Genomic DNA, 13,707 nt, shown 5'->3' with positions numbered 1-13,707 from the left:
GTTCTATGGACACGTGGGCGAGGCGGTTCATCGTTCCTGTGCTGCTCACGGCGAGTTACGCAGCCATGGGCGGTTGCACCGCGATGATCGGCGGCGATGACCCGGAGGCGAGCAGCGGCTCTGGCGACGGGCCTGGGAGCGGCTCTGGCGACGCGCCTGGGAGCGGGTCTGGCAATGGGTCTAGCAGCGGAGACGGCGCCGGAGGGAACGGCTCGGCGGGGGGCGGCCCCGGCGTCGAGCCGACGGTGTGCGTGCCGGGCGTCCCGCGAACGTCGGCGCTGCCGCGTCTGACGAGGGCGCAATACGACAACACGATTCGCGATCTGGTCGGCATCGACAACCAGCCGTCGTCGATGCTCGCGCCGGACGGGGTCGGGAGCGTCGATCAGCGCGCGTGGGACGGGTACAAGACCGCCGCGGCGACGGTGGCGGCGGCGGTGATGGCAGAGGCCAAGGCGCGCGCCAAGACCATCCCGTGCACGCCGGCAGGCGACGGCACCGCGTGCGCGAACCAGCTCATCGATACGCTGGGGCGGCGCGCCTTCCGGCGGCCGCTCACCGAGGAGGAGAGGGGGCTCTTCCAGGCCCTCTACACCCGCCGCCAGGCGCTCACGCCGACCGGCTCGTTCGAGGACGGCGCCCAGCTGATCATCGAAGGGTTCTTGCTCTCGCCCTCCTTCCTGATGCGCGCCGAGATCAACGAGAAGCCCGAGGGCGAGTACTTCGTGCTGAACAGCCACGAGGTGGCGTCGCGCCTCTCGTACCTGATCTGGGGAACCATGCCGGACGAGGAGCTGTTCGCCGCGGCAGACGAAGACGCGCTGCAGACGCCGGAGCAGATCCTCGCGCAGGCGCAGCGAATGCTCGCGGATCCCAAGAGCCGCGGGATGGTCAAGGCCTTCCACGAGCTCTACCTCCACATGGGCCCCGGCACGCGCTGGTCGGACATCCAGCGTGATCCGGCCGCCTTCCCGGACTTCAAAGCGTCGATGATCCCGCTCCTGTCGGAGGAGACCGATCGCTTCATCGAGCACGTGGTCTTCGATCAGGCCGGGACGTTCCAGGATCTGGTCACCACGCCGGTGGGCTTCGTCAACGCCTCCCTGGCGCCGCTCTATGACCTGGATCCTGCGGAGTTCAACGGCGCGGAGCTCGTGCCGGTCGAGCTCGACCCGACGCAGCGCTCTGGCCTCTTCACCCGCCTGGGCTTCCTGGTGTCGCACTCGGGGTACGACCGGACGTCGCCCATCCTGCGCGGCGCGTTCTTGCAGAAGGAGGTCCTCTGCGCGGACATCCCGCCGCCGCCCCCGATGGTGGAGGGCACGCCGCTGCCCACGGACGCGAACCTCACGACCAACCGTGCTCGGGTCGACGCGCAGACGGCGGGAGACTCCTGCGCGTTCTGCCATCACACGTACATCAACCCGGCGGGCTTCGCGCTCGAGGCGTACGACGCCGTGGGCGCCTTCCAGCAGACCGAATCGTTCTCGGGCGCGCCCATCGACACACGGGTGGACGTCGGCGTGGGCGAGGACCTCGTGGCGATCGACGGTCCGGTGGCGCTCTCCGAGGCCATCGCGAGCTCCCCGGCAGCGCACACGTGCTACGTGCGAAAGTGGGTCTCGTTCGCCTACCAGCGCGAGCTGAACAACGAGGACTCCTGCACCGTGGACGAGCTGACCGCCAAGCTCACGCAGGGCGGCTACACGGTGCTCGATCTCATCGCAGACCTCACACAGAGTCAATCGTTCCGAGTTCGTGCCCTGCAGGCGGAGGTGGAGCCGTGAACCGAAGACTGTTCCTGCGCGGAATTGGTGGCGCGGCGCTCGCCGTCCCCTTCTTGAATACGCTCGGCCGCTCCGCGCGAGCGCAGGAGGCGCCGTCGCCGCGCCGCCTGGTGATCTTCTACACCAACAACGGTTGCCTGACGAACCGATGGTTCCCGACGGGGATCGAGAACGGGGCCGGGACCGTCACCGCGGCGTCCCTGGAGACGACGCAGGCGGACGGGAAGCCCCGGACCCTCGCCGCGCTCGCGCCCTTCGCGTCGAAGCTGCTCTTCCCGCGCGGGCTCGCGATGCCGCTGAACGGCTTCAACAACAAGGTGGACGGCACGGAATATTTCGATCCCCACGATCAGGGCATGGGCAGCAAGCTGACCTGCGCGCCCCTCGATCCCACCGGGGATCACTGGGCGCTGTCGCACTCGCTCGACCACGAGATCGCGCAGCGCTTCAACCCGGGCACCAACAAGGTCCCGCTCGTGCTCTCCGTCGGCAATGCCTTCACGAACGTCAAGGGCATCGTGTCGTACTCGGCGCCGAAGACGCCGTACGCGCCCGTGACCAACGCGCGCACGGTGTACAGCAGCCTGACCGGGCTCTTCGTGAGCGGCTCCGAGACGGAAGCGGATTATCGCGTGGCTCGCGGCGAGAGCATCATCGATCTGGTGAGCCGTGACCTGAACGCCTACAAGGCCCGCAAGATGAGCGGCGCCGATCGGAAGAAGATCGACGACTGGCTCTCCCTGCTCCGCGAGACCGAGCAGCGGGTCGTCCCCTCTGCTTGCACCGCGGAGTCAGCGACCGCGCTCGGCGTCACGGACGCCGCCCTCACGCAGGCGGGCTACCCCGCTCGCGGCGGCGGCTTCCCCAACAGCGAGACGGTGTACACGCTCGGCAGCGAGATGATGATCCGACTCATCGCCCTCACGATGATGTGCGACAACAACCGCTCCATCGTGCTCCAGTGGCCGGGCTTCGTGACGTTCAAGTGGGACGGCATCGCGCACACCCACGATCATCACGGGCTCTCGCACCGGAACGGGAGCGCCGCTGTCGGCGGCCAGTGCGTGAGCGGCGTCATCGAGCAAATTCACGAGATCGACCGCTGGTACGCGGGTCGGTACGCCAAGCTGGTCAAGACCCTCGACAGCATCGAGGAGGGGGGCGGCACCATGCTCGACAACTCCGCGGTCATGTGGCTGCCCGAGCTCGCCGACGGCAACGCGCACAACAACAACAACCTGCCCATCGTGATCGCCGGCAGCGCGGGCGGTTACCTCAAGCAGGGCGTCTCGGTGAACGTCGCGGGCGGGAAGCTCGAGGCAGGCAACAGCGAAGCCACCTGCTCGAGCGGCACGGAGGGCGAGAACAACAGCGGCAACACCGGCTCGTCGGGCGGAACCGTCCCGCTGAACAAGCTCTACACGACGTTGATCAACGCGCTCGGCGCCGGGACGCCCGACTGGACTCCGGTCGATCGCTTCGGCGTCTCGGATGCGGTCGCGGTTGGCTTCGGTGGCAGCGGGCCGTCGTTCACCACCGACGGCGCAGGCAAGGTCACCGACGGGCCTGGCATCAGCAAGCCGGGGGAGCTCGACGCCATCAAGGCGTGAGGCGACCGAAAGCCGCCGCAGTCCCGGGCCAGGCACGTGCACGAGAGCGCCGTCGGCGCTCTCTGACTTTCACGATCGGTTTTGAGCGTGATCGCCCGACCTCACCTCGCCGGCGGGCGCGCGCGGGCTGGCCCCGAGGACAGCGGCGCGCTCATCCCGGTCGACTGCCCGGCGCGGCGGAGCGCATAGGCGATGCCGCTCTGAAGGGTGCCCATGGTGACGATGGACTTCAGCTCGATGTCCAGGCCCACCATCGCCTGGGCGACCTCGGCGCGCGTGCCGGTGAGCACGGCCTCCGTGCCGAGCAGCCGCAGCGCGTTGGCGGTCCCCACGAGCGTCTGCGCGATCTGGGTATCGATGTGCTTCATCCCGGTGATGTCCAGGATCACGACGCGCGCCTCGTGGCGCTGGGCGCCGTCGAGCGCGACCTCCAGCACCTGGGCCGCCCGCGCGGCGTCCATGGTGCCGATGAGCGGCATCACCATGATCCGGTCGGTGATCGGGATGAGCGGCGTCGAGAGCTCCGCCAGCCTCGTCTGCTGCGCCTCGAACATCTGGCGCTGCAGCGCGGCCCGCTCCCGCTCCGCCTGCTCGCGCTGCGTGAGCTCGATCTTCAGGCGCTCGTTGCTCGCGCTGAGCTGCGCGTTGGAGCGCTGGAGCTCCTCGGTGCGCTGCGCGACCTCGGCCTCGAGCCGCCGGTTGGCGTTCTGGACCTGCTCCTTCACCTCCCGCATGCCCGAGAGGAGCAGCGCGTTCTCGATGGATATCGCGGCCTGGGACGACAGGAGGCCGAGCAGCTCGACGCGGCTCGCGTTGAACGCCCTGCTCGCGGCGTTGTTCTCCAGGTAAAGGACGCCGTTCATGCGGCTCTGGTGGAGCAGCGGAAGGCACAGGACGGATCGCGTGCCCTGCCCGAGGATGCAGGGATCGTCGGAGAACCGGGCATCGGCGCTGGCGTCGTCGAGGACCAGCGGCTCGCGGGTGCGAGCGACGAACAGCGCCACCTTGTGCGGCAGGTCGGGGCGCGTATCGAGCGGCTCGCTCGGCCCGAGCGCGAGCGTCCCGGGCTCGACCCCGAAGGTCGCCTCGACGAAGAGCCGCCCGTCCCGCTCCAGGACGAGCGCCCCCCGCTGCGCGCCGGAGTTCCCGAGCACGAGCGTCACCAGGCGTTCGATCACCCGCTCGAGCTCCGTCTCGCCGGCGATGCCCTGCACGGCGCGCACGATCAGCGCGGCATCCCGCAGGTTGCCGACCGTCGTCCGGCCGAGGATGGTCCCCGCGTGCGCCGGGCCCGACGTCGCCGAGGGGATGGACGAGATCGGCACGCTGTCGCTCGAAGAGGGCAGCAGCGCGGCGTGATCGCGCGCGAGCGCGTCCGCCTTGGCCGTCGCTCCCCAGTGCCGGTAGCCGAGGTACGCGTCCGCCATGTACGCGCGCGCCACCTTCGTCCTGCCCTCGTGGAGGTGCAGCTTCGCGCACAGCTCGTTCGCGAGCGCCTCGTCGTGAGGAAACTCGTTCTCCCGGGCCAGGGAGATCGCCCGGTCGTAAAGGCCCATGGCCTCGAGCTGGTCGCCGGCGACGCGCGCCTCCTCGGCCTGGATGAGCAGCAGCAGGTGCTGGAAGTTCATGGGAGCGCTCGCCGCGAGGCCCGCGATCCGCTCCTTGTGGCGGGTGATGGTCAGCGCGCGGCGCTCCGCCTCTTCGGGCGACGCCGCGGCGGGCAGCGCGAGAAACGCCATGCAAGCGTAGAAATGCAGCTTCGTCGGTTGATACAGACCGAGCATGCCGGCGCCGTAGGCCTCGGCGTCCGCGGCGTGCGCCGCGGCCTTCTCGCAGTCGCCGTACAGATAGGGAAGCTGCAGCTTGAGCAGCGCGTAAAAGAAGAGGCCCGCGATCAAGTCCCTCTCTTTGAGGCGCGCGACGAACTCGTCCTCGTCGAAATGGTCGTCGCTCAGGCTGCCCGGGGCCCGCGTCCGCCCCTGCAGGCTCGCGATCGCCTGCCTCATGAGCGTCATCACGGCTGTGCCGCTGACGTCCCCGGTTCGCCGTAACACGACGAGGCCTCGCTCCACCTCCTCGCGCAGCTCCTCGAGCGGATAGCCCGCGGTGAACATGTTGCTGGTCACGCAGTTCCATACGTTGCTGAGATGGGCGAAGTCGCCCGATTCCAGCAGCCCTTGCCGCGCCTGCAGGAAGCGAGAAATCCCGTCGCGCACGTCGTGGAACAGGTGGGAATACGTGGCGAAGACGTAGTTCACCCTGGCGGCCAGAGCGGCGTTCGAGAACTTGTCGCTCAAGGTGATGGCGAGGCGGCCGAACGCGTGGCCGTCCGCGGGCCGCCCCTGCAAGACCGCGAGCAGGAATCCGTACGAGGTGTACGCGAGGGCGGACACGTCCGCGTGGCCGTACCGCAGGGAGATGTTGACCTGCTTGAGGACGAACAGCGGATAAAGCTCCGGCCTCAGGCAGAAGACCGGACCCATCATATCGCTGATGAGCTGGACGAGCGCCCTTTGCTCCGGGTTGTCCATCACCGGCGCGTCGATCAGGTCTTCTATGCGCCGGCCCGCCAGGTTCGCGTCCACCTCTGCAAGCTCGGCCCCGACGCGCGCCTGCAGCTCCGCCTCGCTGCTCGGCAGCGTGAAGCCGAGGATGCCGATGCCCTCGCCGCCCAGGCGCACCGCGTCCGCGAGGTTCCCCAGCGTCACGTGGAGCAGCACGCGGAGGCTGTAGATCTGCGCCCGCTCCACGTTCGACCGCGCCCGGGGCATGAGGGACGTGAAGAGCTCCTCGGCCCGCTCGGGCGCGCCGCTCAGGTACACGCACTCCGCGCTCTCTCGGCTGAGCGCGAAGCAGAGCTCCTCGTGGCGCGCCCAGCGCGCGTCCCCGAGGAGCTCTAGCCCCGCGCTGAAGTGGTCTGCGGCCGCCCGATAGGCTGTCCTGATCTTGGCCGCCCTGCCCGCCCGCTGGTTGAGCCGGGCCAGGGCCAGCCGCCCGGCCTCGTCGGCGATGCCCCGCGCGCCCAGGTTCAGGTGGCGGACGATCTCGATCAGGTCCTCGTCCGGCGGCGTCTCGCCGGCCCGCGCCCAGAGCAGCCGGCCGATCGCCAGGTGCAGCGCTTCCCTGCGCGAGGGCTCGACCAGCGAGTAGGCCGCGTGGCGCACCCGGTCGTGCAGGAACCGGTACGATACCTTGATCTCCTGGGGGGCCGAGGGCTCGGTGTCCGCGCTCTCGTCGAAGAAGCGATAATCGCTGTCACGCGGCACGATCAGGCCCCCGCGCAGCGCGTCCCACAGGTCGGCGGCCGTCGCGGCGGGCGATTTCTCGTGGACGGCCGCCAGCGTGGTGAGATCGAACGTGTGGCCCAGGCACGCGGCGAGCTTCAGCGCGCGCTGCGTCGCCGGCGGGAGCCGGTGCAGCCTGTCGAGCATGAGGTCGACCACGTTGTCCGCGGCGACCGCCTCCCGGACGCGCGCCACGTCCCATGCCCAGGCTTCCGAGGGCGCGTCGAACCACAGCGCCCCCGCGTCGTGGAGCTCGCCGAGGAGCTGGCCCAGGAAGAACGGGTTGCCCTCGGTCTTCTCGAAGACCAGCGTCGCGAGCGGCGCGACCGCATGCGGCCGCGCGCTCAGCGTGTCGGCGACGATCTGTGTGACCGTCGGCATGTCGAGGGGCTTGAGCGTGAGCTCGGCGATCGCCACGCCCGACTTGCGAAGCTCACCCAGCGTCGCGTGCAGCGGGTGGGCGGCGTCCACCTCGTTGTCCCGATAGGCGCCGATGATCAGGAGATGGTTGCCCTCCACGTCCGTGAGGAGGCGCTCGAGGATCCTGAGCGACGCCGGATCGGCCCACTGCAGATCGTCGAGGAAGAGGGTCAGCGGGTGGGTCGGCGCAGCGAAGACCCGCAGGAAGCGCTGCACCAGCAGATCGAAGCGGTTCCGGGCCTCGGTCGGCCCGAGCTCCGGCACGGCCGGCTGAGGCCCGAGGATCAGCTCGAGCTCCGGGATCAGCTCGATGAGGAGCTGCCCGTTCGCGCCGACCGCGGCGAGCAGCTTGCGTCTCCACTCCTCGACGGCCGCCGCCGACTCCGTCAGGACCTGCCGGATGAGCTCGCGGAACGCCTGCGCCACCGACGCGAGCGAGACGTCCCGGTTGATCGGATCGAACTTCCCCTTCGCGAAATACCCTCCATGACGGGCGATGGGCTTGTGGATCTCGTTCACCAGCGTGGTCTTGCCGACGCCCGAGTAGCCCGAGATGAGCACCAGCCCGGCCGCGCCCCGGCGAGCCCGCTGAAAGGCGGACAGGAGCACGTTCACCTCGTGATCCCGGCCATAGAGCCGCTGGGGAACGCGCAGATCCAGCGGCCGGTCGTGCTGGCCCAGCGGGAACGGATCGGCGCGGCCCGTCGCCTCCCACCGCCGGAGGCACTCCTCCAGGTCGAGCTTGACCCCGCGGGCGCTCTGGTATCGGTCCTCCGGCATCTTGGCCAGGAGCTTCACGATCACGTCCGACAGCGCGTGGGGCACCCCCGGCGCGCGCTCGTGCGGCGGCGTCGGCATGCGCGCCATGTGGCTGTGAATGAGCGCGGTGGGATCGCCCTCCTGGAACGGGAGGGCCCCTGTCAGCATCTCGTAGAGCGTGACGCCGAACGAGTAGAGATCGGCGCGCAGATCCACGCTCCGGTTCATGCGGCCAGTCTGCTCAGGGGCGATATACGACAAGGTGCCCTCGAGCGCGTCCGGCGGGAGCGTCTCGGGGGCCTCCCTCGAGAGGCGGGCCGCGATGCCGAAGTCGACGAGCCGCGGGCGCTGCGTCTTCTCGTCGATCAGGATATTGTGCGGCTTGATGTCCTTGTGAATGATCCGGAGTCCGTGGAGCGTGTCGAGGGTGCCCGCGAGCGCGATGGCGGTGCGGAGCGCCGTGCCCACGTCGAGCCTGCGCGCCTTCAGGACGGCGTGCAGCGAGGAGGGGCCGAGGTCCTCCATGATGAGCGCGAGGCCTCTGCCGCACTTCTCGATGGCGTGCGCCCTGACGACGCCGGCCACCTCGCCCGCGTCCCGCAGGATGGCGAACTCGCGCCGCAGCCGCGCGAGATCCCTGGCCGTCGGGAACTCGGACCGAGGCATCTTGACCGCGACCGGCGCGCCGTCCTCGTTCCGGCGGCCGCGGTACAGCACGGTCTCGGCGCCTTCGTATACCCTCTCGAACAGCGTATGACCTGACAGATCGATCATTGCAGCAAGACCCCGTATTCCGCGTCAGCCGTCCAAAGGAGCGTGACGCCCCCCACACATCGGCTCGAGCATCCGCCGTCCCCCCGCCGGACAGAGACCCGCCCGCCGGCAGAATACGCGGCAAGGCACGGAAGTCCAGCCTGGCGGCGCTCAGCGCGCTCAGCGCTCCTCGCGACCTCGCGCGGCGTCCTCGGGGCGTCTCCCCGGGCGTTCCGTGCGGGAATGGAGCGAATTGGCGAACTTGGCGCCAATACGGTTTTCGTCGTGAACCGGGGCGACTCCCCGCTACAGCGCTGGTGGACCGGTTCGATGCGGTGTCGCTGAAACTACAGATTCAGAGGAAGGCCGTCGAGCGACGTGCCTCCCCGGTACACGTCGCGATCGCGAGGGCCGGGTTCAGGCGGGTGTCGCGCCGCTCGACACCTCTCGCCGCGCCGGTGATACCGTCGTCTCGCGATGGACCGCACGCTCGTCGACGAGGGGAGCTCCTCCCGCGATCCGGGCCCGGTGCCCATGCCCGCGGGCGGGCTCGCGCACGCCCCCGGCGACGTGCTCGACCGCCGCTACCGGCTCCGCGTCCGCCTCGGCCGCGGCGGCTTCGGCGACGTGTGGCGCGCCGAGGAGCTCCTGCCCGACGGCGCGCCGTTCCGCGAGGTCGCCCTCAAGCTGCTCGTCTCGGACTTCGCCGACGCCGCCGACTGGGCCGACGAGGCCAAGCTCCTGGCCTCGTTCCGCCACCCGTCGCTCGTCACCATCTACGCCGCCGGCATCCTCCACGGCGCCCCGAAGACCCCGTTCGTCTCGATGGAGCTCCTCGAGGGCCGGAACCTCGCCGACCTGATCCGCTTCCGCCGCCGCATCCCCTGGCGCCGCGTCGTCGCCTGGGCCCGCGACGTCGCCGGCGCGCTCGACGTCATCCACGCGCGCAGCGTCGTCCACCTCGACCTCAAGCCCGCCAACCTGTTCCTCACCCAGGATGGCGCCCTCAAGGTCCTCGATTTCGGCATCTCGCGGCGCGCAGGCGCCCCCGTCTCCCGCGCCCCCGCCGTCGCCGTCGGCGGCGGCCATGACAGCGGCGGCGGCGACCTCGGCACGGCGGCCTTCCTCGCCGAGCGCGACGTCTACGCCTCCACGCGCCGCGCCTTCGCCGGCGCGGACAGCCCCGCCGCCGCGCGCAACGTCATCGGAACACCGGGCTTCATGGCGCCGGAGGTGCTCGAGATGGCCGAGCCGACCGCCGCCACCGACGCCTACGCGCTCGCCGTCTGCATCGCGCAGCTCGCCACCGGGCGCCTCCCGCACGCCGTGCCCGACGAGCCGGACGACTGCTCCGACCCCGCGAGCGTCTCCGCCTGGTGGACCGAGCTCCGCGCCGCGACCCTGCGCGGCACGATGCGCGACCTCGAGCGCGACCCCGCGCGGCTGCCGCGCGGCCTCGTCGCGCTCCTCCAGCGGCTCCTGTCCGTCGATCCAGCGCACCGACGCGTCGCGCCAGGGAAGCTGACGCAGCTGATCGACGAGGTCTGGGAGCGGCCCCACGGCGTCCCCGAACGTCCGTACAGGGGCCTCGCGCCGCTCTCGTCCACCGACGAGGGGCTCCTGTTCGGGCGCGACGACGACACCGCGCGCCTCGGGCGCGAGCTCGAGTTCGAGCCGTGCGTCGTGCTCCAGGGGCCGCGCGGATCGGGCAAGAGCTCGCTCGCCTCCGCGGGGCTCGTGCCCCACCTCGCGCGCCGCCACGTCGACCAGAAGGACGACTGGATCGAGGCGCGCCTCACCCCGGGCGACCACCCCGACGGCGCCCTCGCCCGCGCGCTCGCCGCCGTCTCGCCGGAGCTCGAGGCCGCGGACCTCGACGCCCTCACCAGGTTCTGCATGGCGTCCGCCGTCGGCGTCGCGCTGATCGTCGACCCCATCGCGCCCCTCGGCGACGGGCGCCTCGCCGCCCTCGTGGGCGCGCTCGCGACCGGCGAGCCGCGGCGAGGCCTCCGGCTCATCGGCGTGCTCGACGAGGCCGACGACCGCACCGCGGCCCTCCTCGCCACCCCGGCCGGCGAGGGCCTCCGGGCCGCGCTGCGCTACGTGGGGCTGCCCGCCGCCGCCGCCGTGAAGGACCTCGTCGCAGGCCCGGCGAAGCTCGCCGGCGCCGAGGTGCGCGGGCTCGCCCTGGTCGCGGCCGAGGCGCAGCGCGAGCTCCGGAGCGGCGGCGCGGCGCTCTCGTTCATCGCGCTCGCCCTCGCGGAGTGGTGGGAACGCGCGCGCGACCGGCGCGGCGCGCTGAGCGGCGAGGTCTGGCAGGAGCTCGGCGGCGTGCGCGGCGCTCTCGCGCGGCACGCCGACGCCGCCCTCGCCGCCCTCGCCACGGAGGACCGCGCGATCGCCGACGAGGCGCTGCTCCGGCTCGGCGCGATGGACGGGTCGCGCGTCCGCTGGGTCGAGGCAGAGCTCGCCGAGGCCGTCGCCGCGCCGCCCGACGATGTCGACCGCGTCCTCGGCGCCCTCGAGCGCGCGCGCCTCCTCGTCCGCCGCGACAGGTCCGTGGAGCTCGCCCACGAGTCGCTCGTCTCGAGCTGGCCGCACGCCGCCGCCACCCGCGCGCTGCACATGGAGCGGCTCATCCTGCTCGAGCGGCTCCGCGAGGCCGCCGACGTGTGGGATCGCTCCGGCGAGCGCCCCGATCTCCTCCTCCGCCGCGACCTGCTCGAGCAGGTGAGCAAGAGCGCGGCCTTCGCTTCGCGGCTGCCGCGGCGCGAGCAGGCGCTCGTGCGCGAGAGCCTCCGGCGCGCCCGCGCCCAGCGCGCCAAGAAGATCGGCGCGGCCCTGGCGCTCGGGCTCACCGTCGCCTCGGCGTTCATGGCCGAGCGGTGGACCGCGGCGCGCCAGGCGCAGACCGAGGCCAAGGCGCGCGAGGCCGAGGAGCGCGCCGAGCTCGCCGAGCTCATCGGCAAGGCGCGCCGCACGGAGGACCCGTACCACCGCGCCGCGTGGATCGCCGCGGCCCTCGCGCGGCGCGCGGATGACGCGGCGCTGCCGCTCGATCTCGCGTCGGCCGCGGTGGGGCTGCCGCGCGCGCGCTTCCTGACCGTCGACGCCGTGGTGGGGCCGGCGCTGCCGTGGGACGATCGGTGGGTCATCGCCGGCGGCCCCGGGGGCTCGTTGCTCGTCGCCGACCTGCGCCCGCCCGACCCGGAGGTCATCGACGACGTGGCGCTCGACGCCGACCCGGAGAGCATCGAGCGCGCCAAATCGCCGCGCGTCCTCGCGCTGCGGCCGCACGACGCCCCGCACGTGGAGCGCGTGCCGTTCGCGTTCGACACGGCGCTCGCGACGCGCTCGGTCACCGGCGAGGTCCGCGTCTTCCGGCTGCGGGAGGGCGGCACCGTCGCGCTGGCCGCGGTCGCGCCGGTGCGCTGCAGCAGCGCCGTCCACGCGGCCGAGGCGGCGCCCGTCCTCGCTTGCTCGACCGACGGCGGGATCGCGCGCTGGGACATGCGGCGCGGCGGCGGCGCCGAGGCGGTCGATCGGCACCCGTTCCGCGGCAACGTGCTCGGCGTCTCGCCCGACGGCGCGCGCGTGGCGGCGGTGCTCGGGCGCAGGGCGCTGCTCTGGGGGCCCGGCGGCGGCGCGGGCGCCGAGATCACCCTGGGCGCGCCCGCCGTGCTCGGCCGCTTCAGCCCGCGCGATCCCGTGATCGCGCTCGTGCAGCAGAGCAGGACGTCGATCTACGCCCTCGACCGGCCCGAGGCGCCGCTCTTCGAGCTCGACACGGATGCGGCGCCCGCGTCGGCGCGCTGGGACGCGGGCGGGCTCGATCTGGGCGTGTGCGGCAGCGGCGGCAGCGCCTGGCACTACCTCCGGAAGGGCGGTCGCGCCGCGGGCGATCCGCCGCCCGAGGGCTCGCCGTGCGAGGCGTCCCCGGGCAAGGGCGCGCCGCGGCCGCTGCGCGCGCGCGGCGAGATGGCCGACATCGCCGAGCGCGACGTCGGCCCGCACGCGCTCCTCGGCGGGTGGCGGCTGCCGGACCGGCGCGTGCTCACGCGCGACCTCGTCCTGTTCAGCCCGGGCGCGCCCGCCGCGGAGCGCCTCCTCGGGTTCGAGGGGCTCGACCCGGAGGGGAGCCCCGAGGTGCGCGGCGCGGCCGCCTCGGCCGCGGCCGCGCTGCGGCGCGGGGGCGTCGTCGCCTTCGAGATCGGCGGCGAGGTGCGCCTGTACGACGAGGGCTCGCGGCGCCGCGCGGCCGCGCGGCGGGGCCACGTGCTGCGCGCCTGCGACGACGGCCGGCTCATGGCGTACCGGCGGGACGAGGGGGTGTGGACGCTGTTCGACGCGACGACCGGCGCGACGGTGGAGGTGGTGCCGAGGGCGCCGGCGCTCGTGCTCGGCGTCGACGCCGCCTGCCGGACGCTGTTCACGCAGGAGCTCGACGGAAACGTCGTCGCGACGTCGCTCCGCGACCTGTCGTCCCGCACGATCGCGGTGACCGACGGCTATGTCTACGAGGCGCGCCCGAGCGCCGCGCGCGGCGACGTCGGCCCCGGGCTATGGCTCGCGTTCAGCTCGGGCGCGCTGGCGCGCATCGACGAGGCGCGGGGCGAGGTGCGGGTCCTCGGGTACGCCACGCCGCGCGCGACCGCGATCGCGGACGGCCCGCTGCCGGGAGACGCGGCCTTCGCGGACGCGACGGGCGTCGTCGTGATCCGCCGCGCCGGCCTCACGGAGCGGGTGCTCGAGGGCGTGAGCGGGGCGGAGTGGGAGGACATCGCCGCCGCGCCCGACGGCAAGACGTTGCTGCTCTCGTCGGCGGACCGGATCGCGGCGCTCGACCTGGAGCGGCACGAGATCGTCGGCGCCATGCCGTCCGACGGCCGCGAGCGGCTCGCGCCGTGGGACGCCGACGGCTCGGTGCTCTCATGGTCCTTCGGCCGCGTGGGCGGGGCGACCGGCCTCGTGGTCCCCCGGGGGCTGCCGCTCGCCCAGCGCGTGGGAGAGGCGGTGTCGAACCTGAGGGCTCAGGGCAAGCGGCTCGTCGCGCGGCCGTGAGGCCGCGCGCCCAGTGAAGAGCGCGCCAGTGAA

The 13,707-nt window shown here is 72.4% G+C and carries 4 protein-coding genes; 3 read left to right on the top strand and 1 reads right to left on the bottom strand.

The window, feature by feature from the left end:
- Positions 1-251 precede the first annotated feature (251 nt).
- Together WME82_RS28475 and WME82_RS28470 are read left to right on the top strand one after the other, a co-directional pair.
- The gene (locus WME82_RS28475) at positions 252-1,787 is read left to right on the top strand and encodes a DUF1592 domain-containing protein (RefSeq protein WP_438037863.1); all 1,536 of its coding nucleotides are present in this window, start codon (positions 252-254) and stop codon (positions 1,785-1,787) included.
- Positions 1,784-3,397, top strand: coding sequence for a DUF1552 domain-containing protein (locus tag WME82_RS28470; RefSeq protein WP_438037862.1), 1,614 nt, complete (start codon positions 1,784-1,786; stop codon positions 3,395-3,397). The genes WME82_RS28475 and WME82_RS28470 overlap by 4 nt, the downstream gene beginning before the upstream one ends.
- A 101-nt stretch (positions 3,398-3,498) precedes the next feature.
- Here the strand turns inward: WME82_RS28470 and WME82_RS28465 are convergent, their stop codons facing one another.
- Positions 3,499-8,634: an AAA family ATPase gene (locus WME82_RS28465; protein ID WP_438037861.1), complete on the bottom strand. Its 5,136-nt coding sequence runs from the start codon at positions 8,632-8,634 to the stop codon at positions 3,499-3,501.
- Between the two features lie 456 nt (positions 8,635-9,090).
- On the opposite strand from WME82_RS28465, the gene WME82_RS28460 reads away from it, so the two are divergent.
- Positions 9,091-13,674 carry an nSTAND1 domain-containing NTPase gene (locus WME82_RS28460; RefSeq protein ID WP_438037860.1) on the top strand — a complete coding sequence of 1,528 codons (4,584 nt, stop codon included), beginning with the start codon at positions 9,091-9,093 and terminating at the stop codon, positions 13,672-13,674.
- Positions 13,675-13,707 lie beyond the last annotated feature (33 nt).

The organism is Sorangium sp. So ce128, assembly GCF_051525245.1.
GTDB classification, from domain to species: domain Bacteria; phylum Myxococcota_A; class Polyangia; order Polyangiales; family Polyangiaceae; genus Sorangium; species Sorangium cellulosum_B.
This window is presented reverse-complemented; position numbering and strand designations above follow the sequence as displayed.

Excerpts from the sequence above, each read along its gene's own strand:
- WME82_RS28465 (WP_438037861.1), bottom strand. The coding sequence starts at position 8,634 with ATGATCGATCTGTCAGGTCATACGCTGTTCGAGAGGGTATACGAAGGC.
- WME82_RS28460 (WP_438037860.1), top strand. The coding sequence starts at position 9,091 with ATGGACCGCACGCTCGTCGACGAGGGGAGCTCCTCCCGCGATCCGGGC.